Here is a 23,918-nt window from a genome sequence, read left to right as displayed (position 1 = left end):
AATCGCAGGCTTAAGTCTGTAGCCTGTTTTCATGTCTCGGGGTCCTCGTGCCGTCGAAGTTGTGCTGTCCGATGAGGAGCGCGCCGAGTTGTTGCGCTGGGCGGGCGGGGCAGTGGCGCCCCGTCTCGCCGAGCGGGCACGCATCGTCTTGGCGTGTGCGGATGGGAAGCCGAATACGCGTGTGGCGGCGGAGTTCAAGGTAACCGCGGACACGGTGAGGAAGTGGCGCTCGCGGTTTGCTGCCCGGCGGATGGCCGGGCTTGCGGATGAGCCGCGGCCGGGCCGACGCAAGTCGGAGCTGGTGCTCAGTGATGACGAACGGGCTCAGCTGACGCGTTGGGCGAGGCGCGCGAAGACCGCGCAGTTTTTGGCTCTGCGCGCGAGGATCGTGCTGCGGTGCGCGGAGGGCGGGACGAACAAGCAGGTGGCGGCCGAGCTCGGGGTGAGCGAGCAGTCGGTGAACCGCTGGCGGGCCCGGTTCGTCAAGCGGCGGCTGGACGGTCTGGTCGACGAGCCGCGGCCCGGCCGGCCGCCGTCCATCCTGCTCGACCAGGTCGAGGACGTGGTCGTCGCGACGCTGGAATCCGCCCCGGGCCAGGACACCCACTGGTCGCGGGCCTCCATGGCCGCCCGCACCGGGCTGTCGAAGTCCACCATCGGGCGGATCTGGAAGAAGTTCGACCTCAAGCCGCACCTGCAGGACGCCTTCAAGCTCTCCACCGACCCGCAGTTCGTCGCGAAGGTCGTCGACGTCGTCGGCCTGTACCACAACCCGCCGGAGAAAGCCGTGGTGTTGTGCGTGGACGAGAAGAGCCAGATTCAGGCGCTGGACCGCTCGCAGCCGGTGCTGCCGATGATGCCGGGCATGCCCGAACGGCGCACCCACGACTACCTGCGACACGGCATCACCAGCCTGTTCGCCGCCTTCAACATCGCCGACGGCACTGTCATCGGTGAACTGCACCGCCGCCACCGGGCCGTCGAGTTCAAGAAGTTTCTGGTCACGATAGACAAGGCGGTTCCTGCCGGGCTCGATGTGCACCTGGTGTGTGACAACTACGCCACCCACAACACCCCCGAGATCAAGACCTGGCTCGGCAAGCACCCCCGCTTCCATGTCCACTGCACTCCGACCGGCTCTTCCTGGATCAACCAGGTCGAGCGGTGGTTCGGCCTGCTCACCGACAAGCTCATCCGCCGAGGCGTCCACACCTCGGTGAAGGCGCTGGAGGAGGACATCAGGGCCTGGATCGACTCATGGAACGAGAACCCCCGGCCCTTCACCTGGACCAAGACCGCCGACGAGATCCTCAAATCCCTCGCCGACTACCTCACCAAGCTCACTCCGCCAGCCACCGAAAATCAGCGAGAGACTTAAGCCTGCGATTTCAGGCGCATCACACTAGTGACCTGAGTCAGAGATTCGTCGTTTCGCAGCGCCTCGGCAGGGTCGAGGTCGATGCGCCGGTGCGCGGGGGCGTGGTTGCGGGTCATGCCGTGCCTCTTCGAGGGTGAGTAACCGTCCTCTCGCCGGCTCCGGTTGGTCCATGGACGCCGGGGTGCGAGGCGGGCGGAGCGACACCGCGGGGGGACCGGTCCCGCTCCTGTTCGACGGTCCTCCATGCCGTACGTGCTCTCCAGTGCCGGTCAGCGCCGCCCGCCCGGCCTCCAGACCGGGACCCGGAACGGCGAGCAGGAGACGTAGTCCAGGCCCGCGCTGTGGAAGAAGTGGATCGACTCCGGGTCGCCGCCGTGCTCGCCGCAGACCCCTGTCTGCAGATCCGGACGCGCCGCACGACCCTCCTCGACGGCGATCCGGACCAGCCGGCCCACACCCTCAAGGTCGAGCGTCTCGAAGGGCGGGGCGGGGAAGGCGCCTTTGGCCAGGTAGGCGGAGAAGGATGCTGTCGAACCAGGAATCCGTCATGCCCCGTCACGTCTCCTGCCCGGTGCCGCCTGGCGCCGGGGGCAGTGACCAGGTAACCCGTCCTGGCTGACGGATCGTCAGGTGTGACCTGTCTAACCGTTCTGCTGGCCCCCGTTTCAGCGGTGTGTGCCGTGTCACGCCCTCAAAGGGCCGCCGAAGTTGTCTGTATCACAGCGGAAATGTCCATTTAGCGTCGATGCTCGAACCGGACCTCGACTCCCGAAGTGGGCCATATCGGCAATCCCTTGGGCGCGACGTTTCAGAGTGACCCATGACATAGCACTTGTGACATTCCTGCTTATTCCTCCTGGAAAGGTGCAGCATTATGGCCGCTTACCTCTGCCCTCCTGCCGTGATACACGGCGGGCACGCCGTGGAGACCAGACAGATCGTGGCGGAGGTGCGTGAGCGGCATCCGCATGCGGCGTGGGCGCCGCGGATCGACGGCATCGCGGCCAGCACGGGCATCGAGACCCGCGGGTGGATGCTGCCGCTGGAGGCCGCCGTCGCGCCCGGCAACGGCGGCGGCCTGCGGGCTGTCGGCATCGGGTCGGCCCAAGAGGCGTTGGCACGCGACGGGTTCACCCAGCAGGACGTGGACCGCGTGATCACCGCACTTGAAGCGATACCCGGGCCGCAGACCGTCCAGGAGCGCACCGCACCGGCCTGGGAGGCCGTGCAGTCCTATGGGGAGCGTGCGGCGCGCGGGGCCCTGCAGATCGCCGGGCTGGACGCAGCAGACATCGACTGTCTGATCACCAGCAACTCCACCACCCCGGCGCTGCCGGGTCTGGACATCGCCCTGGCGAACAAGCTTGAGCTTCGCAACGACGTGATGCTGCTGCCGGCCACGCAGTGGGCCTGTATCGCGGGGACCCGCTCCCTGGCACTGGCGGCGGATCTCGTGGCCGCGGACCCCGACCGGGTGGTCCTGGTCGTGATCGCGGAGGCTCTGAGCACGACCTACCAGCCCGCGGACGACACCCTCGAGTCCCTGATCGTCCGGTTGCTGTTCGCGGACACCGCGGTCGCCGCGGTGGTCACGGGCCGCGCGCGCCGCGAGTCGGTGCTGAGGCTGGACGCCGCCTGGCACCACACGCTGCCCGGCACCCAAGACCTGCACCGCCTGGACACGCGGGCGGACGGCACCCACTTCGTGATGGACCGGCGAGGGCCGCGCGCCGTACAGGAGACGGTCACTGCGATGTGGGAGTGGCTGCGCGTCCGCTACCAGGACGAACCCGACTCCTGGCACCCCGACGTACTGCTGGCGCACCCGGGCGGGACCCGGGTGCTGGAGTACATGGAGCAGACGATGCCCGACGCGTGGCCGTCGGGGCTGCTGGACTACAGCCGGGACAGCTACACCACCGGCAACCGCGGAGGCGCCGCCGTGTTCGACATCATGCGGCGGGCGCACGATGCCGGGCAGAAGCCAGGCAGTCGCGCCGTCCTGTACGCGGCCGCACCGGGCCTCACCGCCACCGCCCTGGAAGGGGAGTGGCTGTAGCGCGAGCCCGCGCCACCCGTACCGGCGATCGGGCCGTCCGCATCACCGGTCACGCCGCCGGTACGGCTGAGGGTACGGTCCGTTACCGTCGGTGGCGCCGGGTGACGGGTATGCCGCCCGTACCCTCGCCGCGCTCCCCTTCGCCGGCCGCGCTCCCGCCCCGAAGCCGCGTCACCTCGTGACTTCCGCCCAAACCACCTTGCCGGTGTCCGTCCACCGCACCCCCCACCGGCTGGTGAGCCTGTGCACGATGTGCAGGCCACGACCGCCGTCGTCGAGGAGGCCGCCCGCGCTCAGACGTGGCCTGCCGTTGCCGGTGTCGCCCACCTCGCACAGCAGACCGTGGCCGGCCTTGATCAGCCGCACCGTGATGGGACCGGTGGCGAAGCGCACCGCGTTCGTGACCAGCTCGCTGACCAGCAGGAGGACATTGTCCCGGGTGTCGTCCTTGGTGCGCCATTGCCGCAGCAGCGCGGAGACCTGCGAGCGGGCACGGGCGGGGGCGTCGTCGCGGGCGGGCAGCCGCCAGGTCGCGGTGTCCCCCTTGCGGTAGCCGATCATCCGCGCGAGCAGCAGGGTCACGTCGTCGCGCGGGCGCACGGGTGCCAGCGCGGAGACGACGTGCCGTGCGGCCTGCTGCAGGGCGTCCCAGGGGTGCACCCTGGACACGGCGTCCGCCAGCCTGCCGATGCCCTCGTCGATCGACACGGCCGGATCCTCCACCAGGCCGTCGGTGTAGAGGGCGAGTAGGGAGCCTGGGGGTGCGCCGAACGTGTGTACGTCGAACGGCTCCCGCAGCGCGAACTCGGCGCCCAGGCCGGGGTGAGGGCGGACCGCCAGCGGGCCCGCGTGCCCGTCCGGGGAGACCAGGACCGGGGGGAGGTGGCCGGCGCTGGACAGCGCCACGTGGTGGCTGACCGGGTCGTAGAGGGCGATGCAGCAGGTCGACCCTAGGGCGCTGTAGCCGGCCGCCAGCCCGGACTCCGCGTCGTCCAGCAGCGTTACGGTCTCGTCCAGGTGCTCCAGTACCTCGTCGGGCGCGAGCCCCGCGGACAACAGCGCGCGGGCCTCCATGCTCAGCTGGCCCATGGTCGCCGCGGCTCCCAGGCCATGCCCGACGACGTCACCGACCACCAGCGCAGTACGGCCGTCCGGCAGCGGAAAACTGTTGACCCAGTCGCCGCCGACGCCCGCGCTGTCGGGCGTGGCGGGCTGGTAAACGCTGGCGATCTCGATGGTGTCGCCGCCGGTCCGGGGCAGCAGCCGGCGCTGCAACGCCAGCACCTGCGTGTGCTCGCGCTGGTGCTGACGGGCCAGGTCGACGTGATGGGCGGTCCTGGCCACCAGTTCCTGCAGATCGAACAGCTCGCTGTCACGGAAGGGGCAGTCCGCCCGTCGCCAGACCTCTGCCACGCCCAGCACGACGGGCGACGCGCCCTCCAAGACCAGGGGTATGCACGCCACACCCACCGACCGGTCGCCGGGCACCAGGGCACGCATCACTCGCGGACTGCCGAGTACCCGCTCGACCGCCTCCCGGTCGGGTATGACGATGGCCTGCGGGGCGTCGTCCCGCCGTACCGCCTGCGCCAGCAGGCGACTCGCGTCGCTGGGGAGATCGTCGCCAGGAGTCACGTAGCCCTCGGGCCACGCCCGGTCCGGCACCAGGGCCGCCCGCCGTAGCCGGATGCGCCCCGGCGCCTGCCCGGTGACTCCCTCGCCCGTCCACACGGCGAAGTCGAGGTCGACGGCGGCCACGTCTCCCCAAGCCAGCAGGGACTCCGCCAGCGACTGCGCGGTCTCGCCGATGTCCAGCGAGGTGCCGATCGCGGTCTCGGCGGCGTACAGGTGCAGCCTCCTGGCCATGGCGATCACGGAGACGGTCAGGCCTTCCTGAGGCACCGCGGCGGGCAGGATGCTCAGCGAGACCACCAGCTCAGACCCGTCGCCACGGCGCAGACGCTGGATCCGGGCGACGTGCGCCTCACCGGTCTCCAGCACCTGCCGCAACCGCCGTGTGACCGTCGGTACGTCCCCGGGGGGCAGGAGATCGACGAAGGGACTTCCGACCACGGCGTCCAGACCCGCGAATACCGGGGCGTCCAGATTGCAGCGGGTGATTCTCAGATCCCTGTCCAGGTTGACCGCGCCGAGAATCTGCTCCAGGGGGCCGGCCGCTGGGTTGCCGGATACGCGCCGGGGGGTGGCGCGGTCGCCCTGCGCGTCAGCGGGATCGGCGGCCGCTGCCGTTCCGCCGCGCGGGATGTAGCGCCCCAGGGCGCTGCTGACCAGGTCGAACGGCGAAGAGGACGAGGGGGAGGGTGTGGAGTCCATGCGGCTCTCTCAGCAATCCCCGGCGCAGCGCCGGGGCCGTACTCGAACCCGTGCGACGGGGCCCTGAGATCCCTGGCCGCACACCTCATTGAATAACACCGGTGGTCGCTTCGCCCACACCAGCGGATCGCGCGGCGAACGCGGACAGTGACGGAATGCCGCGGCGGTGGGGCCGTGCTCACCTTGCCCGGGAGCCGTCGCCCGGGAGGATGCGACGGCCGCCGCAGGACCACAGGGCGCCGGCGCCGTCGGCTCCGGAGAGTTCCAGGTACGTGCCTCCCGTGCCGGGCGAGCGGTGCGAGTTGGTCACGTCGCTCAGGGTGGACCGTAAGACGGTCGGCAAGTACCGGGCGATCTCCACTGTGGAGCTGGTCCTTGGCGAGTCGTGGGCCGCGAACAGGTCGAGGGTGAGCGGCCTCGCACGGCCGTGTCGCGCTCGGAGTGCATCATGTCCGCGACGCACTCTGGTGCGCGCGCAGTCCCGCCAGCGCGGTCAGCACCGTGTCGTTGGCGTTCCGGTTACCGACGGTGAGCCGGAGTCCCTCGCCGGGGTAGTGGCGCGCCAGGACCCCGGCTTCGGTGAGTGCTGCGGCGCCCTCATCGATCGGATCGGGCGCAGCGAGCCAGATGGAATTGGCGTGGCCGGGGTGTATGCGCCAGCCGAGGGATACGAGTTCACGCCGGAGACGTTCGCGTTCGGCGACGACGGTGTCCACGCGTAGCCGCAGCTCGCCTTCGGCCCGCAGTGATGCCTTCACCGCCGCTGTTGCCACCGCGTTGATCCCGAAGGGCAGCTGTTGCCGACGGATCCGCGCCATCAGGTCGGGGGCGCCGAGTGCGTAGCCGACCCGCAGGGCGGCGAGGCCGTAGGCCTTTGAGAAGGTGCGCAGGACCAGCAGGTTGGGGTGTGCGTCCAGAAGCGCGGGTGAATCCGGCAGGCTGGTGTCGCGGGCGAACTCCACGTACGCCTCGTCGAGGAGCACCGTGACGTGTCGGGGGGCCTGACGCAGGAACGCCAACAGTGCGTCGGCGGTGATGAGGCTTCCGGTGGGATTGTGGGGATTGCACAGCACCACGACGCGGGTGCGGTGGTCGAGCGCCGCGAGCAGGGCGCCCAGATCCTGGTGTCCGTCCGGCGACAGGGGTACGGGGACAGGTCGGGCTCGGACCATTGCGGCCAGGAGAGGGTAGGCGTCGAACGTGCGCCAGGCGTGGACCACTGTGTCCCCGGGCCGGACCACTGCGTGGAGCAACTGCAGGGCCACGCCGACCGATCCGCTGCCGACCGCGACGCGGTCGGAGGTCACCTGGCACCACGCGGCGATCCGCTCGGTGAGGTCGTCGGGGTGGAACTGCGGGTAGCGGTGGGCCTGTGCGACGGCCCGTTGCATCGCCTCGCGTACCGAGGGCAGTGGGGGATACGGGCTCTCGTTCAGGGCGAGTCGGTGCAGTACGGGGATGTCCATGGCTCAGTCCCGTCCGCCGTGCCAGCGAACGGCGACGGCACCGGCGAAGTCGCCGGCGTGGGCGAATCCCCCGAGCACCATCAGATCGCCGTCCTTCACCCGGCGGGAGCTGATCGCGCGGTCCAAGGTGACCGGGATCGCCGCTCCGAAGAGATTCCCGCATTCGTCGAAGGTGTTCAGGTGCCGTTCGGCAGGCAGTTGCAGCGCCTCTCGCCAGTTTCGCAGGAAGGTGCGGTTGGGCTGGTTGGTGATGAGGACGTCGATGTCGGTGCTCGCCATGCCGAGCCGTCGGCACAGGGAGTTGACCACTTCGGGGACGAGGCGGTTCCCGCGTGCCAGGACCTTGGCGACGCTGGCGTCGGTGAAGCCGATCCGCAACTGCGACTTGCCCGGCTCCCAGTACTTGCGACCGTCGTCGACCGCCACGGTCATGTCGCCGGCGTACTCGCCGATGTGCCGGCTCTCCACGTCGAGGACCGGCGACTGTGCCGACGTCGTCACGTACCCCACACCGCATCCGTCGCCCGGGATCGCCGCCTGGGCGAGTTTGCGCACCTCGGACTGGGTGAACCACTGCCCCGCGGCGCTTTGCGCGTTGCAGATCAGCGCGGTCTTGGCGTCGGTGGAGGTGAGGATCTGCCGGGCCATCTTCAACATGTACACGAAGGACGCGCAGCCCGCGTTGGCCACGTCGACGAGCCACTCCGGGTGCAGGCCCAGCCGACGCGTCACCTCAGTTCCGGCGCCCACGAACGGCAGGTCAGGTAACTGACTGTGCACCAACAGCACGTCGACGCCTCGGATCTCCGCCGCGCCGTGCCGATCGACCAGGGACTGTACGGCCCGCTCGATCATGTCCGCGTTGGTCTCGTCCCTGGCCACGTGGTGCCGTAACCGCGGGACCTTGAACATGGGGTGGTTGCGGAGCTTGTCCTCGGCCCCGGGGAAGTCCGTGTAGAACTCTGCGGGGACCGGCTCGCCGGGCAGGTAGCTCGCGACGTCGGTGAGGCTGACCGTGGTCACCGCGCCACCGTCCTCGCCGGAGCCGAACCGACCGGAAGGCCGCCCCGGTGGCGGTGTTCCAGGATGGCCTTGAGGTTGTGCATCTCCACGGTGTGGCCGGCGTAGAAGAGGTCCCAGTAGTCGCCGACCCAGGGCCGGTCCGGGCGGGGCGCCAGGTCGGGGCGTGGGTTGTCGTCGTAGTAAGGGTGCCGGCAGTTGGTCCAGGTGATCACCGAACCCGGCTTGTCGAGTACCAGTCGGGCCGGTACGACACGCATCAGGTAGATCATCCACAGCTTCTCGCCCTGGTCCCAGGAGCAGTGGTAGTCCACGGTCATGGCCTCGGGGTTCGCGAGCACCTTGCAGTAGATCCTGGTGTCGTCCTCCAGCCGGTCGTGACCGACCCACAGCCCAGGTGTGCCGGTGGGCGCGAAGTCCCGCAGGCTGCAGGTCCACTCCTCCAGATGGTGTCCCTGGCGCAGGTAGTCGTAGGCCTGCTCCGGGGGGCAGTCGACGTACTCGTGGATGGTGCAGTACTGCCCGTAGACCTGATGGTGGGGGTAGACCGAGTGGGTGAGCTCCATGCAGTGGGCGGTCAGTTCCTCCTTGCCGGCGTTCTCGATCCGGACCAGACCGGGGATGTCAGCCAACGTGGACGACTCCTGGCTCATCTGAACCCTCCTTGCTCTTGGTGGCTTCGGTGAAGGACTGGAAGGGAAGGAACGGGGGAATCTCCCGTGGGTCACAGTCCACTGCGACGAACGCCGGGCCGTCACCCGCGTTGCTCCGCAGTAGTGCCGTGCGCAGCTGCGCCGCGTCGGCGGCTGCCGTGGCTTGAAGGGTCGGGAAGGCGGCGGCCACTCCCGCGGCAAGGTCGGTCCGGGCGAACAGGTCGTCGCCGCGGATGCCGCCCTGGAGGAACTCCTCCCGTAGTGCGCACATGGCGTGGGCGTTGTTGTTGAAGATCACGAACGTCACGGGTGCCTCGTACTCCACGGCGGTGTGCACGTCCATCCCGTGCATGAAAAAGGCTCCGTCGCCGGCGAGGACGTAAGTGCGCCGGCCGGTGGCGAGCGCGGCGCCGATGCCGGCGCCGAAGGTGTAGCCCATGCCGCCCATGCCGACCGCCACCACGAAGCGTCCGTGGCGCGGTGCCGGGAGGAGATGGACCGCGCTGGCCCCCGTGTTGCCGGCGTCCACGAAGACGTGTGCGTTCTGGGGGAGTGCCGCCTCCACCGCGGCGACCGCCTGGGCATGGGGGACGGTTCGCTCCCGGGCCTGAAAGCGCGGACCTGGCATGGGCGTGGGAAGGGGGCCGGCGTGCGGCGGGCAGGGACGTGGGTGCGACGGCAGTCGAGCGGTCACCGTGCGCAGCGCGTCCCGCAGGTTCCCGCACAGTGCGGTGCCTGGCACGAACGGCGGTTCAGGGCCGAGGCAGACGACGTCGGTGGCGGCCAGGGCCCGGTCGAGGCCGCCGCGTGCCAGGAGCGGCAGTCGGGTACCGACCAGCAGGCACAGATCGGCCCGTCGCAGACAGTCCTCCACGTTGGCGTGGCCCATCACCCCGGCCACGCCTGCGAATCGGGGATCACGGTTGTCGAAGACGTCCTTGGCGTCCGGGGTGACCGCCACCCATGCCCCGAGGCGCCGGGCCAGTTCGGCCAGATCCCCGCGCGCGTCGGCGGCGGCGACATCATCACCGGCGATGACGAGGACGCGACCGGCCCTGCGAAGGGCGTCCGACACGGCGCTGACGGCAGCTGTGTCGAGCCGCGGCGCGCAGGTCATCGCGGGGCCGGTCGATGCCGGCGCCGCGTCGCGGGCGGGCACCTGGATCCGAGCCTGCTGCACGTCCTTGGGCAGCAACAGCACGGCCGGGCCGCGTGGATCGGCCTGTGCCGCCGCGACTGCCCGGGGCAGCAACTCCGTGAGCGAGTGCGCGTCATCGACCCGGGCGCAGAACCGGGAGACGGGTGCGAAGACCTCCCGAGCATCGAAGGAGCCCGCCTTGCCGCTGGAGTCCTGGAACGCCCCGTGCCCTTCCTGGCTGGTCGGCGGCTGGCCCACCAGGGCCAGCACGGGCACCCGGGAGGCGTACGCCTCCGCCAGGCCCGGTACGAGGTTCATCGCCCCACCGCCCGAAGTGGCTGCAACGACGCCCAGGCGCCTGCTGGTTCGTGCGTATCCGTCGGCCATGGTGACGGCGGAGAACTCGTGTTTGGCGACGACGCCGCGGACGGCTCCACCGCGGTGCACTGCGTCGTACAGGTCCTCGATGTTCGCGCCGCCGACACCGAACACGTGGGTGACGCCTGCCCTGGCGAGTTCCCCGGCCAGATAGTCGACCAGGCGTACCGTTTCCGCCTCGCGTAATTCCGGGGTCGTGGTGGTCATGCGGGGCTGCCCTCCCTCTCGTGGTGCCGGTCGATGAGTCCGGATGGCGAGACGACTTGAAAGCGGTGCCGGTATTCCTTGGGGGTGAGTCCCAGGGTTCGTCCGAAGGACCGGAAGAACGTCTCGGTGGCGGAGAATCCGCAGCGGCCCGCTATCTGGCTGATCGTCAGGTTTGTGGTTTCCAGCAGTTCGCGTGCGCGGGCGATGCGCGTCCGCTCGACGTACTGGCCGGGTGTCGAGCCCACCTCGCGCCGGAAGACCCGGGCGAAGTTGCGCTGACTCATGTTGGCATGCCGCGCGATCTCGGCCACGGGCAGCGGGCTGTCCAGGTTCTCCAGAATCCACTCCTGTGCTGCCCGGATCGGCGGATGGTCGGCCAACTGGGCGTCGAGGACGGCGCTGTACTGGGACTGTCCTCCGTGCCGTTTGAGGAACAGCACCAGAAACCGTGCCGTGTCCAGCGCGAGCGCCGATCCGTGATCGGCCTCCACCAGGGCCAGCGCCATGTCGATGCCCGTCGACACGCCGGCGGAGGTCACGAAGGGGCCGTCCCAGACGAAGATCGGTTCGGCGTCCACCGTCACATCCGGATAGCGGCACGCCATCGCCTCGCTGTACGCCCAGTGCGTGGTGGCGCGTCTGCCGTCGAGGAGCCCCGCCTCGGCCAGCAGGAAGGATCCGCCGCATACGGAGGCGACTCTACGCGACCGGGCCGCTGCCCTGCCGATCCAGGACACGAGCGCGTGGTCCTTGAGCGCGTTGTCGAGAGTCCATCCGCCCGGCACGAGGAGTGTGTCGATCGGGCCCTGCCCTGCCTCCAGTGGCAAAGCCTCCACCACCACCCCGGAACTCATACGGACCAGTGGCGCGTCGGCGGAGACGAACTCGGTCCGGTAGGGGGCGCCCGAGGCGCCCAGGAGCCGGTTCGCGGTATCGAACACTTCAATCGGTCCGGTGATGTCCAGGGCCATCGCGCCTGCGTACACCACCACAACAACACGTCGCTCCAACACAGTCACAGCCTGTATCGAATTCCACACTGGCTGCAATGACAGATTACTGACGTTTCCGGCCAGCAGTGGCGTCGGACGGGCAGGAAAGGCCCTGGCAGGGCAGTTCTTGGAGCAAGCGGTCACCGCTGGGTGAGGTAGCTCACAGGGCGTCCGTACGGCTGCGTGAGGATGCAGGCGTGGAAATGCCTGTCGGTCATCCGACCTGCGCCCCTATCTGTTGTACCGACAGCGCCCGGTGGCGAGCCATCATGGGGTGGTGCGGCGCCCCGAACGCCCCGGCGGTGGCCGGGAACCCGGTGAGGCCCAGGATGAGCAGTGGATACGCGAGCCCCGCCATCTTCAGGCCCAGCAGGGAGGCGACGGCTCCCGACCAGAACACCTGGAACCGCCAGTTCCTGCGCAGCGGCAGGGCGGCCGGCGCAAGTGCCTGCACGCTCACGGACTCGTTCATCGCTGTGTCTCACCCATCGTCACGAAGCTCTCCCCCTCACCGACCACCGGACACCGGGTGTGCGCGGAGCGTGCTGGCGCCGACCGAAGCGTGCACCTACCTCGGCTCCCACGGCGACGCCGAGGTCCGCGCTGTTCCCGGCATCGCCGGGTACCGGCTCTACGTCCGCCCCGGTGACCGGCTGTCCGCCGGGGTCATGACGCGGAACCTGGACATGATCTGGGGCAGGTGCGCCGACCACGCGGAACTCTCGGCCCTGAAAGGGGACGTCCTGGCCGCTCTGTCGTACGAATTCGAGTCCCCGGACGGCCGACGGCGCATCCCGGCCACGGATCTCATGCGCAGACCCGGTCGAACCCAGTGATCACCGATCCCTCACCCCAAGCAGCCACGGCTTCCACACGCGGTCTCACCGTCGTGGCGTCCCCCACCCCGAGGTGCTCTACCCGATCATGCGAAAAGACGGACACAACTATGCCCCAGCAGCACTCACTCCCAAGGACGACCGCCCGATGGTGAACGGCAAGGTCCCCAAGGACCTCCTCCAAGTCAGCGACCTGAGCCCGCAGACCATGACGGAAGTACTGGACGTCGCGGCCGCGATGAAACAGCAGCCGCTGGGCTGGGACCAGGGCTTGCGCGGCGGCGCCATCGGCTGCCTCTTCTGCAAGCCATCCACCCGTACCCGGGTATCCCTGGCCGCAGCCGCCCACCGGCTGGGCATGATCGCCATCGCCCTGAATCCGGACGAAATGCAACTCGGACACGGCGAGACGGCCGCCGACACCGCCCGCGTCCTGTCGTCCTACCTCGACGCCATCACGGTGCGGACTTTCGACCACGCCGCGGTCGAGCACATGGCCGACGCCGCGACGATCCCGGTCGTCAACGCCCTCACCAACACCCACCACCCGTGCCAGTCGCTGGCCGACCTTCTCGCGCTGCGCGAGCACTTCGGCACCTTGACGGGAATGACCGCAGCCTTCCTCGGCGACGGCACCAGCAACACCTGCAATTCCTTCCTCGCCGCCTGCGCCGCTACCGGCATGCACCTCACCATCGCCAGCCCGGCCGCCTACGTGACCGACCCGCACGTCCTCGCGCGGGCCCGCGAACTGATGACGCGGACCGGCGGCTCGGTCACGGTCACCACCGAACCCATGGATGCCGTCCGCACCGCGCAGGCCATCTACGCCGAGGCGTGGGTGCCCATGGACAAGCCCCACGAACGCGAGGAACGCGCCGCCCGCCTTGCTCCCTACCGGGTGGACGATGTCCTGCTGGCCCACGCCCCACGCGATGCGGTGGCCCTGCACTGCCTCCCCGCCGTCCGCGGACAGGAAATCACCTCCCAAGTACTCGACGGCCCCCGCTCCCTGGCCTGGCGTCAAGCCGCAAACCGCCTCCCCGCGGCGCAGGCGGTCCTGCACACCCTCATCACCGCCAACCGCCAGAAGACGTCAGGGCAACGGACGTAGCCAACGCTGATCGCCGTGAGCGCGACCAGCCCCAACTTGCGGCCTGGAAAGAAGAGCACAACCGCTCGCACCGACAGGTTCGTGCTTTTGTCAAACATGTCTTCGCCCGCATGAAGGGCTGGAAGATCCTTCGCGACTGCTGCTTGCAAGGTGACGGCCTTTGCCATGCGGTGCCGGGCATCGCCCGCCTTCACAACCTCATCATCGCCCGGCTCCGGTGATCATTGCGGGACAGCACTAGGCTGGCGCGGTGACTGATGAGCAGGAGCGGGTGCAGCCGTCGGGAGTGTGGGCCACGGCGGTGGGGGTGGCCAAGGTGCGGGCGCTGGAGACCGAGCGGGAGGACGCGCTGTTCCGCGACCCACTGGCACAGGCCTTCGCCACCGCCGGCGGCCTGTGGCCCTCCTCGCCGCCGCTGCCCGGTGACGAGGCCGCGCGACGCCGCCGGCTGGGCGTGGCGTTCTCCATCGTCATCAGGACGAAGTTCCTCGACGACCTGTTGCAGCAGGCCTCCGCGTCCGGGGTCCGGCAGGTGGTGCTGCTCGGCGCCGGCATGGACAGCCGGGCCTTCCGGATGGACTGGCCCGAGGGCACCCGGCTGTTCGAGGTCGACACCGCCGCGCCACTGGACTTCAAGGCTGCGGTGCTGCGCCAGGAGCGGGCCGTCGCACGCTGCGAGCGGATCACCGTCGCGGTGGATCTGCGCGAGGACTGGCCGGCCGCGCTGGCCGCCGCAGGGCACGACCCGGCGGTGCCGACCGCGTGGATCGCCGAAGGACTGCTGATCTATCTGCCCGAGGACGCGGTGGAGCTGCTGCTGGCCCGGATCAGCGCACAGTCGGCGGCAGGCAGTCGGATGGGGCTGACATTGGGCTCGCGCGGCGTGATCGAGCGCTTCGGCGCGGACGCCGAGCCGGGATCGGCGGCGTCCATGTGGGTCTCGGAGATGCCCGACGACCCGGTGGGCTGGCTGGCCGGGCACGGCTGGGAGGCCAGTTGCCACGCCCTGCGCGAGCGCGCTGCCGCCTACGGCCGCCCGATCAGCACCCCGCCGCAGCGCGAGGAGCGGCCCGGCGGACTGATCTCGGCGGTCCGCCGGTAGAGCGCCTCCCGGTTCCATGAGGGCTGTCCCGCAATGATCACGGAGCCGGGGCAGGACTCCTGGATGGGCCGGGGACAGGCTCAGCCGGTGGCTGGTGAAGTACCCAAAGAACGGGCGAAGTCGGCGAGAGCCCGGAAGTCGTCCTCGCGCAGGCCGATCCGCGGGTTGACGTGGTGCAGAAGGCCACGTGCGCGATGGTGGGTGGTCACGTACGCCTGGTCCAGGTCGCTCTGTTCGTCGTCCACCCACGCCAAGGGGCGGCCGTTGGCGTGGTCCACCAGGAGAGCAGTCTTCCAGTGCACTCCGTCGGGGCGGTCTTCAAGCAATGCGTCACCGAAGTCTTCGAAGGGGAGTTCGGGGAGGCCCAGCACCGGGGCAATCCACCGATTGGCATCCGCCATCCATGTGGTGGCCCAGCACAGGTCGTAGTCGAGCCGGAGCAGATAGCGGCCGTGCTCTGGGTTGAGCCAGACCCGCAGGGGCCGCCGACGGGACGAGAGTGCTCGGTGTTCCTCTGGGGCCCCGCCGTCTTGGGGCATTCTGAGGGTGGTGTGACCGGGCTGAGTCCGCGCCAGTTCAAGTAGGCAGTGACTGCGGTTGAGCAAGGGGAGTGCGACAAGAGCCCAGCGAGGGCCGGCCGTGGGCTCTGAGCCTGGCTGATCGAGCGCTGCTGGTAACGGCGTCCTGGCGCACGCACCTCACCTTGCGCCAGCTCGGCCTGCTGTTCGGGATTTCGAAGTCGACAGCCGACCGTGTGGCCGCCGACATAGGTCCCGCCTGGCACTGCAACCGAGGCGCCGATTTCGACGGGACAGCATGCTCATTGTGGACGGCACCCTGGCAACACGCCGGCCACGCTACGGAGCGACGCGGCCGGGCAGCGGTAGCAGGCCGTCCGCGTCGCCCGACGCGGGGGTGAGGGGTTCGTCGCTACGTGTCGTTGCTTCCGCCCCTCAGCCGAGCTGCTTGGGGCCGAGATAGGTGCCGCCGCTGGCGTCGATGGTGTTGGCGGTGACCCAGCCGCTGTCGGGCGAGGCGAGGAAGGCGACGACCGCTGCTATGTCGGCGGGGGTGCCGATGCGTTCGACAGCCTGGGTGGCGGTGATCATCTGTGCGGCCTGTGGCTGGTCGACGAGCCAAGCCATGCGGTCGGTGTGGGTGGTGCCGGGCTCGACGGTGTTGACGGTGATGCCGCGCGGGCCGACCTCGTTGGCCAGGTTGCGGCCCAGCGTGGCCAGGGCTGCCTTGGTCATCGAGTAGGCCAGCTCGCCGGGGACCGCGATCCGGGTCACGCCGGAGCCGATGTTGATGATCCGGCCGCCCGCGCCCATCAGCGGCAGCGCCCGCTGGATGATGAAGTACGGCGCCTTCACATTCACCGCGAACAGGCGGTCGAAAGCCTCGGGTGTTGCCCCGGAGCCTTCCTGGTCGAGGGCCGCGTTGTTCACCAGGATGTCCAGCCGGTCGGTGCCGGTGCGCTCGCGCAGTCCGGCCGTAACCGCGTTGAGGAGCATCTCGGCGTCGCCGGGCAGGCCCAACTCCACCCGCACCGCGAACGCCCGTCCCCCGGCCGCCTCGATCGCGGCCACGGTTTCCTTCGCGGCGGCGTCGTTGCGGCCGTAGTGCACGGCCACCAGTGCGCCGTCGGCCGCCAGCCGCTCGGCGATCGCCCGGCCGATGCCCCGTGAGGCACCGGTGACCAGAGCCGTCTTCGCCTGCAGAACGCTCATCGATCGAACTCCTCGCTCATGTCGTGCTTCGTTCTCAACGCCGCAGGTATGCACCCGGCGGCGCCCGACAACAGGCTCGCCGGGCGGCCGCCGGCGAACAACAGCGATGTCGGCATGGCTGCATTGCCCCGCAGGTCATCGATACGCGTTGTGTCAACTCAGCGATGACCGCGAGCTTCACGATCAGGCGGGAGCATGGAACTGCCCGACATCGAGAACTTCTTGGCGCTGGCCGAGGAACTGCACTTCGGACGGACGCCGAGCGGCTGCACATCACCCCTCCTCGCGGGTCAGCCACGCCATCAAGAAGCAGGAACGGGGCATCGATCCCCGCTGTTCCAGCACACCTCCCGTACTGTCCGCCTCCGCGAACCCGACATCACCGTCGGTCCCGTCACCCACGCCGCCCCAGTGCCGCCACCCACCCTTACGCCGACCGCGGCTCTGTCTGCCTGGAGGACTACGGTGACCTGACCTTCGTGGCGCACCAGTCTCCGGTACCTCCCTCCATGGAGGAGGTGTCCCAGCCCTTCCCCATCCCCTCCGGGCGCCTGATCGCCCGCGGCCCGATCGTCGACAACTGGGCTGACCGACACAAGGCGGTCAGCTCCGGTCAAGCCGTCATCGCCCTCCCCGCCGAGACCGCTCGCTTCCCCCTGGCCTGGTCTACCCTCCCGTCCGCAACGCCTCGCCCTGCCGCTGGGCGCACCGGCAACAACAGCCCCTGCTCCGCGCCTTCGCCGACTCCGTCACCGCGACCGGAACCGGCCCGGCATCGGCCGCCGGCTGGACGGCAGTCACGAGACAGACCCAGCAAGGAGGACTCCACTCGCCCCACGGCACTGCCGGAACCGGAGGACCCACAAGCCGGTCCAGGCCACCCGGTAGGTGCCCAGGAACGGTGAGCCGATCAGGAGCACCGGACCCGCAGATCCTGCCCGCGCCCCGCATTGCCGGCCATCCCGCCATCGGTATCGGACCGGCCTGGCACCCGTCCCCACCTCAGCCTGCTGAACGGGGCTGCCCACGTCGGCTCTGACGCCGCGATCACACCCAGCTACCACTGGCTCACCCCACGGCACATCGGCCGTCTCAGGACAGCCTTGAGCGGCGGCGGGGTGACTTCTGAAGCTGCCTGACCGCCAAGTCCTGGCTGTACGCCGGCACAACGGGCCCGCGGCGACCGGGCCGGGCAGCAGGAGCCATATCTGGCGGCAGCACGCCGACCAAGGCGCCTACGCCGCCCAGGCCGCGGCCCGACAGCCAGGGGAGTACGGCGCCGGGCGCCCGACGAGCCCGCGGCGAACGGACGGACGACGACCGCGGGCCCGGGCAGCAGCCGACAGGCGGGCGGACGACGGCGACGACGCGACGGCTGGCGGGCCGGTCGGCGGTCCCGTGGCAGACACGGCGGCAAGACGGCGGGCCGGACCGGCGCCCGGCGATGGCGCAACGGGCCAGGGAGCAACGAACTGCAGACCGCCCCCCGGCCCCGCGCCCAGCGCCGGGATGGGCGCGCGGCGGCCTCATCCCGCTGAGCTGCCACGAGATCCAGGGCCTGCTCGTCACTGTCGCGGTCCGGCCTGTCCACAGCCGGGCCACCGGTTCCACTGGCCCGCCTGTCGACGCCGCATCGAGGCGCGATCACACGTTCCACGGCTGGAGGGAGCCGACTGATCGACTGGTCCTGGTCACCACCGCAGGGCAACGGGCGGACTGCACCCGTTCTTTGCTGGGCGTGGCGCCCCGGCGGGGTGGGGCAGGACCATCCTGCCGCACCCCGCCCCTTGTCGGCCCCGCCATGCCCGGCGCATTCCGATCGTGGAGTGGTGCTGCCTCCACCAGAGGGCTCGGGGCGCCAAACTCAGTGCATGACGTTCTCTCCGTAGTCGAGGCCGGGAGCGAAGTCCTCCTCCTCGTCCTCCGCCCAATCCTCGAGGAGGGCGTCGATATAGCTGTCGAGTCCGGGGAGGGGGCGCGGCCCTTCCAGTCGAAACCGGTAGCCGTCTTCGGGCTCCTCTGCACCGGCGTCCGAGCCGGCCACCGGCTCACAGAGGGCGGGCAGCGCCGAGGCGATGGAGACCCAATCGATCTGGACGCCCGTCATCGGGCTCTGCTCATCGGTGCCGTTGCGCTCGGCGGCCTCTGCGAACGTCCGCCGCGCGCCGTCTTGGCAACCGGTGAGGTACGAACGCAGGTCAATGCCGTCGACCAGCACGCCCTTCTGCACCACCCAGACGGCGACGACCTCGCCGTACTCCGGCAAGGGCGTGCGCCAGTCGTCGGTAGGATCGTAAACGTTCTCCAAAACTCCCTCGATATCGCCTGGTTTGGGCACCAGATAGAGGTAGCCGTGCTCGTAGCCCGCACGGTGGAGGGACATCTCGAGCACATAAAAGCTCCAGAACTGATCACACATCGGCTGAGTCTAGGAACTGTTGTGCCGGGCGGTGCGGGTAATCGTCTTGTTGAAGACGTGTGGTCCGGCCATGCTGGGCCGATGCCAGGGCAACGGAAGAGGAAACGAAAGCAGCACGACGAGAGGCAGCGGGCCGGCGCTCGCTTCGCGCCTGACGTACTCTTCGAGACCCAGGACGAGTGGGAATGGCGTGCTCACATCCATCGTCTGCGAGCGTCGGACAAGCAGATCGATTGGACCACGTGACAGGGCGCAGCGCGCGACGCCGCAGCACCGCATGGCGCCCCGGCGCTCGTCAGCTTGGCCGCTCCGGGGCATCGGCGTTGATCCGGGCGGCGGTGGCCAGGGCGTTGACGAAGCCTGTCCTGATGGCCTGGAGCGCACCGAGGTTGGCCCTGATCGCTGCGGTCTCGTAGGCCGCTTGTACGGCGTGGAAGACGCCGTCGACGTTGTGCCGGTACTTGCAGGCCACGTCGGCGGTGGCGGTCCTGATCTCCAGGGTGGTCGGTGGCCGCAGCGCGCTCCAGCGGCGGTCGTCCACCGCGGTGACCGGGCTCGCGTAGTGGAACCCCTTCGCCTTCATGCACGTCGACCAGGCGCTGAACGCGTCCTTGACGCGCCCGTCCGACAGCGCCTTGAAGTAGCTGTTCATCCGGATGTCGGTGACCAGTTGGGGGTTGCCGAAGAACGCGTCCGGGTCCTTGGCCGCCGCACCGGCGATGGTGCGACGGGCTTGCCCCAGGCAGCCGCCCGTGGACGCGTGGTGCCCCGGGGCGCTCGTCCCGACCAGGGCGGTCGCGATCTTGGGGTTCAAGGGCGTGGCCGGCTTGGCCCGCCGCTCGTGCGCGACCTGCGCGGCGGCCTGGCTCCGATCTCGGTAGCCGTGAACCGCGGCGAACGCGGGGTCGTTGTCCGGCAGGTCACCGGACGGATCGTCACCGACACCGGCCGTGGTGACCGTCGGGACTGTGTAGTTGAGGCCGGACCGCTTCATGCAGGCCCGCACCAGGACCGCCGCGGCCCGGGTGAGCACAGCTTCCTGCGCGGCGGTGGGCTGGTAGTGCGTGATCGGCAGGGCGCTGAGCTGATGCGGTCCCGTCGGTGTGGGGGTCCCGGCAACCGGGGCGGGCGAGCTTGCTCCGGCCGTGCAACCTGCCAGCAGCAGGCCCGCGACCAGCAGGCCGCTCGCGGCCGAAGCGGAACCGGCTCGGCTTCTCTTCGCGGCACTGTGCATGGACGGTTCGCCCTCCCCGGTCGGTATCTCAGGTCTCCTCTGCGGGCCCTAGGCAGTGTCCGGCGGGTCTCTTCGGGTCAGCCGGGCCCTCTGGCACGTGGGATCGCAAGGCGGCGGACGCCCTTGTATTGGTCCGTACTTGGCGGTTTCGCCAACGCGGCGAGTGTGCGTGCCAGGTGGGCCGGGCTCAGAGAGATCCGCCGGACACGCCCCCTAGCAGGCGCCTGGGCCGCTCCAGGTCTGCGAAGCCTCGTTGTTGGTGAGGGTCGAGTTCAGATTCCCGGCCGTCCACGGGGAGATCGACTGCTCGATGTTGCCGCTGGTCCCAAGCGGGTAGACCCAGACGTGCAGGGTGCACGCGGTGTCCCAGTTGGAGACCGACGCCGCGTTGTTGCGGACCGCCTGGCCGTCGCCGTCGCAGCTGTTCTTGTTGCACCCGCCGAAGGTGTGGCCCTGGTAGTTGATGCTGTAGGCGGAGCCGAAGTAACCGCCCACCTGGTTCGCGTGGTAGTACAGGCAGCCGTCGCCGCCCTTGCCCGTGGATCCGTCGCCGGCGACGCAGCTGCCCGAGCCGCTCGCGTGCGCCGCGGGCGCCCCCAGGACGAGGCCGGCGGTGAGAAGCCCGACGGCGGTGGTTCCGGTGAGCAGTGTCCTGATTCTGCGCATGAGAAGTGCCCCCTGTGTCGTTACTGCTGCTTGGCCCCTGGTGGCTCCGCATCAGTTTCTGCGCCACCCGTGGCGTGTCGGCTTGCTCCACGCAGCATTCCGTCATGGCATCAGTCGGGTCATTAGCAAGTAGCGCACTCAAATTGGCGTACAAGGCACTGTTTGGGGTCACTGCCTGCCGGTGATGATCGTGTGTCGCGGCGGGTGGCTGGGCAGTTGCCCCCGCATCCGCGTCACCAGGCATCACATGGGGGGACGTCATGCTGACCACAGTGCTGGACACCGCTCACCTACCGCCCGCCGACCGGTTGGCAGCCTGGGTCGAAACCACAGGGCAGGCCTTGGTGAGGACGCAGATTCGCTTCCACGCACCCGGCGGGAGAGCCAGCATTCAAACCATGGCGCTCGGGCCGGCCGAGCTGTCGGTGCTCTCATATACGCCGTTATCGTCTCGGCGTACGTCTCGACTGATCCGGCAGTCCGATCCCGAGCAGTACCAGCTCGCGCTGGTAACCGGTGGACGTCAGAGCATCGAACAGGCCAGGCAGTACGCTCCGCTCAACGCCGGCGACCTCGTGGTGTACGACAGCTCGCGGCCGTTCCACGCGGCTGTCGAACCGAGCTCCTGCGGTGCTTCACGGTCCGTGCTGCTGCAGTTCCCCAGGCACCTGCTGCCGCTGCCCGATACAGTCGTGGCACCGCTGTGCGGGACACGGTTGTCCGGTCGGGCGAGTGTCGGAAGGCTCCTGGGCCAATTACTCACCGGCCTTGTCGAGACGCACGCGGATCTCACGCCTGCTGACTGTATCCGGGTGGGTAACACGGCGATCGATCTGACGGCGGCGCTGCTCGCGCACCATGCCGACCGGCAGACTCTGCTTCCGGCGGGGTCACGGCAGCGTGTCCTCTTCGAGCGGATCAACGCCTACATCACCACCCACCTGCACGATCCAGGTCTCACGCCGGGCGCCATAGCCGCGGCGCACTTCATCTCCACGCGCTATCTGCACCGCATCTTCCAGCAGCATCACAGCACGGTCAGTGACGTCATCCGGCAGCAGCGTCTCGACCGCTGCCGACGGGATCTGGCAGACCCTGCCCAACACACTGTTCCCATTGCCGCCATCGCGATGCGCTGGGGGTACCCGAGGGCATCCGACTTCACCCGCGCCTTCCGCTCCGCTGTCGGCATGGCTCCAAGCGAGTACCGGGCCGCCAGCCAGGGCGCAAACCGGGCATAGCGGTAGCGACGCCAAGCGAGGACCCAGACCAGCTGGGGAGATCGGCGTCATCGAGGGGAATAACGACGGTTGCGAAGTCCGCCGGAACCCTCCAGCATTCAGCTTCGCCCGGCGACGTGGCCACCGATCCCCAGAACTGCGCCTCCCGCAGGGGCTCTTAGCTCGAGTGTTTCGACGCCGCCACGGTGGGCGCGCGGTCGCGGTAGCGGCAATGAAACAGGCCCGGGGAGATGACGATAGCTCCGACCTCCAATGACGTTCGTCGATCACAGCTCGCGAGACCCGCAGTTCCTCTGCGGCCTCCGCTCTCGTAACGTGGCCGCCGGTGATGGACTCGATTACTCACAGGGCTTGTTGGTCATTCAGAGAGCGCTGAGTGCGTGGCACATCCTGATGCAGTTCATGCCGTGAGCCGAGCAGGCCGGGGAAGCCTCGACGCTCCAGTCGATGAGCGCGCCCTTTCGTGAGAGACAGAGCCCGACGGTGGTGATGGCATGTGCGTCGCTGTGGTCGAGCGGCAGGTACCCGGCGAGTTGGTAGGTTCTGCGCGGTTGAGGCGTTCCGGCGGATGGTTGCCTTGCTGTCGATGAGCGCACCGTCGAGGATGAAGCCGGCGTCTTCTCCGCCGACGTGGAGGCTGCCGTCGAAGACAGGTCCGCAGACCCGGGCGGTGGCCGGCAGCAGCCGCAGCTTGACGACGGGGGGCGGGCGGCGAGGTCCAGCTGCTGGCAAATGTCGTCGACCGCGTAGTCCGCGACGCTGTCGAGGAGATCGTCCAGAGTCCCCTCGGGTGTGCGCACAGCACGGACTCCACGGTCACCGTCCACCAGGGGTACGCGCCGGAGATCGGTCTGCCGACGGCCCGGGAGGGCCGTTTCCCGGCGGTGTGGCAGCGGGGAGCAGGAACGTCCCGTCGAGGGCGCCTTCGGCGTCGCGAGGCGATGGCCTTCGGCCACCCTTGACATTCGCCGCCTCTGCTCGGGGTACCCCGCAAACGTGCTCAGTCGATCTCCCCACATCGTCCAAGACGCAAGGGAGTGGGGCAAAGAGCGACTCGGAACCCTTCAGCCGCGGGCTGAGGCAGGACGCCAGTGCGCGCGTAGTTCCTCAGCTGCCGCGCCGGCCTGGTCCTGGCCCGCTTGGTAGGCCGCCTTCCACGATTCAGGGTCGCTCTGCTCGGCGTCCAGAAGGCGCACCGCGGCCGGATCAGGGGCCAGGATGTGGGCGCCCTCGGCTGTGGGGTGGGGGTGGCGGTGGGCGAGCGGGTCGACCACCACCACCGTGCGGGCGTCGCCCGCCAGGTCGGTGTTGGTGCCGGCTCGCAAGGCGCCGTCCAGATAGTGGCGGCCGTCGACGGCGACGGGCGGCTCAATCCCGGGGAAGGCGCTGGAAGCGGCGACCGCGCGAACCAGGGGGACGCCCGCGGCGGCGTCCCACACGACCGGCTCGCCGGTCTCGGCGTCGACGGCCGGGATCAGCAGAGGGCGCCGCGGCCAGCTGTCGGCGGCGATCAGCGCGGCGCGCTGGGTGATCAGCCGGTTCTCCGCCTCCGCGTCAAGCGTTCCCAGGGCGATCCGGCCCACCCGGCGACGGGCATCGGCAGGGTCCAGGCCCGGGGTGCCGAGGACGGCGAACACCGCGCCCGTCACGGCCGGATCGGGGCGGCGCGGCGCGGACGAAGCGCCGGCGGGGCGCCGGGCGGGAACGGTGGCGAGGCGGGCGGGGTCCTGACCGGTGGCGAGGACCGCTCCGACGATCGCCCCGGCGGAGGTACCCACGATGAGGTCGGCCTCGCCCAGGTCCACCCCGAAGCTGCGCAGGCCCGCTGCCAGTCCGGCTGTCCACGCGGTGCCAAGACGCCCGCCGGGCCCCAGGACCAGCGCCCGGTCCACGTCGTGCATGCCGTCGGTCTCCATGGCTCTCCCTCCGTTATTGAAACGACTGTGTCATA

General features: G+C 69.6%; 19 protein-coding genes and 4 pseudogenes. 8 read left to right on the top strand and 15 right to left on the bottom strand.

The features are described from left to right. Window positions 1-31 precede the first annotated feature (31 nt). A complete protein-coding gene (locus tag BFF78_RS01615; protein WP_079161095.1) occupies window positions 32-1,378 on the top strand; it encodes an IS630 family transposase in 1,347 nt (448 codons plus the stop codon). Window positions 1,379-1,647: 269 nt separating this feature from the next. On the opposite strand, the pseudogene BFF78_RS01610 reads toward BFF78_RS01615, so the two are convergent. Beyond that, window positions 1,648-1,905, bottom strand: a pseudogene (locus BFF78_RS01610) (putative PEP-binding protein); the annotation flags it as partial. 347 nt (window positions 1,906-2,252) lie between these two features. Here BFF78_RS01610 and BFF78_RS01605 point away from each other — a divergent pair. Beyond that, window positions 2,253-3,437, top strand: a complete 1,185-nt coding sequence (locus BFF78_RS01605) for a beta-ketoacyl-[acyl-carrier-protein] synthase family protein (protein ID WP_069776603.1) — start codon at window positions 2,253-2,255, stop codon at window positions 3,435-3,437. Window positions 3,438-3,608: 171 nt separating this feature from the next. Here BFF78_RS01605 and BFF78_RS01600 read toward each other — a convergent pair whose 3' ends face one another. From BFF78_RS01600 to BFF78_RS01565, 8 genes are all read right to left on the bottom strand, one after another. After that, window positions 3,609-5,771 carry an ATP-binding SpoIIE family protein phosphatase gene (locus BFF78_RS01600; RefSeq protein ID WP_069776602.1) on the bottom strand — a complete coding sequence of 721 codons (2,163 nt, stop codon included), beginning with the start codon at window positions 5,769-5,771 and terminating at the stop codon, window positions 3,609-3,611. Between the two features lie 178 nt (window positions 5,772-5,949). Further along, a complete protein-coding gene (locus tag BFF78_RS49280) occupies window positions 5,950-6,081 on the bottom strand; it encodes a hypothetical protein (RefSeq protein WP_257786859.1) in 132 nt (43 codons plus the stop codon). Window positions 6,082-6,217: 136 nt separating this feature from the next. Next, window positions 6,218-7,237 (bottom strand): histidinol-phosphate transaminase, encoded by a 1,020-nt coding sequence (locus tag BFF78_RS01590; RefSeq protein WP_069776600.1) that lies wholly within the window; start codon window positions 7,235-7,237, stop codon window positions 6,218-6,220. A gap of 3 nt (window positions 7,238-7,240) precedes the next feature. Continuing rightward, window positions 7,241-8,260, bottom strand: a complete 1,020-nt coding sequence (locus BFF78_RS01585; RefSeq protein WP_069776599.1) for a 3-oxoacyl-ACP synthase III family protein — start codon at window positions 8,258-8,260, stop codon at window positions 7,241-7,243. Next, window positions 8,257-8,910 carry an SRPBCC family protein gene (locus BFF78_RS01580; protein ID WP_069776598.1) on the bottom strand — a complete coding sequence of 218 codons (654 nt, stop codon included), beginning with the start codon at window positions 8,908-8,910 and terminating at the stop codon, window positions 8,257-8,259. The genes BFF78_RS01585 and BFF78_RS01580 overlap by 4 nt, the downstream gene beginning before the upstream one ends. Next, window positions 8,882-10,633 carry a thiamine pyrophosphate-binding protein gene (locus tag BFF78_RS01575; protein ID WP_069776597.1) on the bottom strand — a complete coding sequence of 584 codons (1,752 nt, stop codon included), beginning with the start codon at window positions 10,631-10,633 and terminating at the stop codon, window positions 8,882-8,884. Before BFF78_RS01575 ends, BFF78_RS01580 begins: the two co-directional genes overlap by 29 nt. Then, entirely contained in the window at window positions 10,630-11,646 is a 1,017-nt protein-coding gene (locus BFF78_RS01570; protein ID WP_418346740.1) for a GlxA family transcriptional regulator, read from the bottom strand. Before BFF78_RS01570 ends, BFF78_RS01575 begins: the two co-directional genes overlap by 4 nt. Before the next feature lie 193 nt (window positions 11,647-11,839). Beyond that, window positions 11,840-12,097 (bottom strand): hypothetical protein, encoded by a 258-nt coding sequence (locus BFF78_RS01565; protein WP_069776595.1) that lies wholly within the window; start codon window positions 12,095-12,097, stop codon window positions 11,840-11,842. A gap of 70 nt (window positions 12,098-12,167) precedes the next feature. On the opposite strand from BFF78_RS01565, the gene BFF78_RS01560 reads away from it, so the two are divergent. The 4 genes and pseudogenes from BFF78_RS01560 to BFF78_RS01550 all read left to right on the top strand — a co-directional run bounded on the left by BFF78_RS01560 (window position 12,168) and on the right by BFF78_RS01550 (window position 14,677). Further along, entirely contained in the window at window positions 12,168-12,461 is a 294-nt protein-coding gene (locus tag BFF78_RS01560; protein ID WP_069776594.1) for a hypothetical protein, read from the top strand. 88 nt (window positions 12,462-12,549) lie between these two features. Next, complete coding sequence (gene argF / locus BFF78_RS01555) at window positions 12,550-13,575, top strand: ornithine carbamoyltransferase (RefSeq protein WP_227025667.1); 1,026 nt, start codon at window positions 12,550-12,552, stop codon at window positions 13,573-13,575. A gap of 11 nt (window positions 13,576-13,586) precedes the next feature. Continuing rightward, window positions 13,587-13,796: pseudogene (locus BFF78_RS42450) on the top strand (transposase family protein); the annotation flags it as partial. A gap of 29 nt (window positions 13,797-13,825) precedes the next feature. Next, the gene (locus tag BFF78_RS01550; RefSeq protein WP_099054805.1) at window positions 13,826-14,677 is read left to right on the top strand and encodes a class I SAM-dependent methyltransferase; all 852 of its coding nucleotides are present in this window, start codon (window positions 13,826-13,828) and stop codon (window positions 14,675-14,677) included. A gap of 80 nt (window positions 14,678-14,757) precedes the next feature. Here the strand turns inward: BFF78_RS01550 and BFF78_RS01545 are convergent. Then, window positions 14,758-15,246 (bottom strand): annotated as a pseudogene (locus tag BFF78_RS01545) (hypothetical protein); the annotation flags it as partial. Between the two features lie 62 nt (window positions 15,247-15,308). On the opposite strand from BFF78_RS01545, the pseudogene BFF78_RS49985 reads away from it, so the two are divergent. Next, window positions 15,309-15,550 (top strand): annotated as a pseudogene (locus BFF78_RS49985) (helix-turn-helix domain-containing protein); the annotation flags it as partial. Between the two features lie 80 nt (window positions 15,551-15,630). Here BFF78_RS49985 and BFF78_RS01540 read toward each other — a convergent pair. From BFF78_RS01540 to BFF78_RS01525, 4 genes are all read right to left on the bottom strand, one after another. Beyond that, window positions 15,631-16,407, bottom strand: a complete 777-nt coding sequence (locus BFF78_RS01540; protein WP_069776590.1) for an SDR family NAD(P)-dependent oxidoreductase — start codon at window positions 16,405-16,407, stop codon at window positions 15,631-15,633. A 1,864-nt stretch (window positions 16,408-18,271) separates the two neighbouring features. Continuing rightward, window positions 18,272-18,826: a hypothetical protein gene (locus tag BFF78_RS01535; protein ID WP_159032925.1), complete on the bottom strand. Its 555-nt coding sequence runs from the start codon at window positions 18,824-18,826 to the stop codon at window positions 18,272-18,274. A gap of 295 nt (window positions 18,827-19,121) precedes the next feature. Then, window positions 19,122-20,060 (bottom strand): hypothetical protein, encoded by a 939-nt coding sequence (locus BFF78_RS01530; protein ID WP_069776588.1) that lies wholly within the window; start codon window positions 20,058-20,060, stop codon window positions 19,122-19,124. Between the two features lie 213 nt (window positions 20,061-20,273). After that, entirely contained in the window at window positions 20,274-20,726 is a 453-nt protein-coding gene (locus BFF78_RS01525) for a hypothetical protein (protein WP_069776587.1), read from the bottom strand. 260 nt (window positions 20,727-20,986) lie between these two features. Here BFF78_RS01525 and BFF78_RS01520 point away from each other — a divergent pair, with 260 nt between their 5' ends. Then, window positions 20,987-21,967: a helix-turn-helix domain-containing protein gene (locus BFF78_RS01520; RefSeq protein ID WP_069776586.1), complete on the top strand. Its 981-nt coding sequence runs from the start codon at window positions 20,987-20,989 to the stop codon at window positions 21,965-21,967. Window positions 21,968-23,031: 1,064 nt separating this feature from the next. Here BFF78_RS01520 and BFF78_RS01515 read toward each other — a convergent pair. Continuing rightward, complete coding sequence (locus BFF78_RS01515) at window positions 23,032-23,883, bottom strand: patatin-like phospholipase family protein (protein ID WP_079161093.1); 852 nt, start codon at window positions 23,881-23,883, stop codon at window positions 23,032-23,034. Window positions 23,884-23,918: the final 35 nt, after the last annotated feature.

The sequence above is a fragment of the Streptomyces fodineus genome, from assembly GCF_001735805.1.
Taxonomy (GTDB): Bacteria; Actinomycetota; Actinomycetes; order Streptomycetales; family Streptomycetaceae; genus Streptomyces; species Streptomyces fodineus.
This window is presented reverse-complemented; position numbering and strand designations above follow the sequence as displayed.

Excerpts from the sequence above, each read along its gene's own strand:
- BFF78_RS01615 (WP_079161095.1), top strand. The coding sequence starts at position 32 with ATGTCTCGGGGTCCTCGTGCCGTCGAAGTTGTGCTGTCCGATGAGGAG.
- BFF78_RS01605 (WP_069776603.1), top strand. The coding sequence starts at position 2,253 with ATGGCCGCTTACCTCTGCCCTCCTGCCGTGATACACGGCGGGCACGCC.
- BFF78_RS01600 (WP_069776602.1), bottom strand. The coding sequence starts at position 5,771 with ATGGACTCCACACCCTCCCCCTCGTCCTCTTCGCCGTTCGACCTGGTC.
- BFF78_RS01590 (WP_069776600.1), bottom strand. The coding sequence starts at position 7,237 with ATGGACATCCCCGTACTGCACCGACTCGCCCTGAACGAGAGCCCGTAT.
- BFF78_RS01580 (WP_069776598.1), bottom strand. The coding sequence starts at position 8,910 with ATGAGCCAGGAGTCGTCCACGTTGGCTGACATCCCCGGTCTGGTCCGG.
- BFF78_RS01575 (WP_069776597.1), bottom strand. The coding sequence starts at position 10,633 with ATGACCACCACGACCCCGGAATTACGCGAGGCGGAAACGGTACGCCTG.
- BFF78_RS01565 (WP_069776595.1), bottom strand. The coding sequence starts at position 12,097 with ATGAACGAGTCCGTGAGCGTGCAGGCACTTGCGCCGGCCGCCCTGCCG.
- argF (WP_227025667.1), top strand. The coding sequence starts at position 12,550 with ATGCGAAAAGACGGACACAACTATGCCCCAGCAGCACTCACTCCCAAG.
- BFF78_RS01540 (WP_069776590.1), bottom strand. The coding sequence starts at position 16,407 with ATGAGCGTTCTGCAGGCGAAGACGGCTCTGGTCACCGGTGCCTCACGG.
- BFF78_RS01535 (WP_159032925.1), bottom strand. The coding sequence starts at position 18,826 with ATGTGTGATCAGTTCTGGAGCTTTTATGTGCTCGAGATGTCCCTCCAC.
- BFF78_RS01530 (WP_069776588.1), bottom strand. The coding sequence starts at position 20,060 with ATGCACAGTGCCGCGAAGAGAAGCCGAGCCGGTTCCGCTTCGGCCGCG.
- BFF78_RS01525 (WP_069776587.1), bottom strand. The coding sequence starts at position 20,726 with ATGCGCAGAATCAGGACACTGCTCACCGGAACCACCGCCGTCGGGCTT.
- BFF78_RS01520 (WP_069776586.1), top strand. The coding sequence starts at position 20,987 with ATGCTGACCACAGTGCTGGACACCGCTCACCTACCGCCCGCCGACCGG.
- BFF78_RS01515 (WP_079161093.1), bottom strand. The coding sequence starts at position 23,883 with ATGGAGACCGACGGCATGCACGACGTGGACCGGGCGCTGGTCCTGGGG.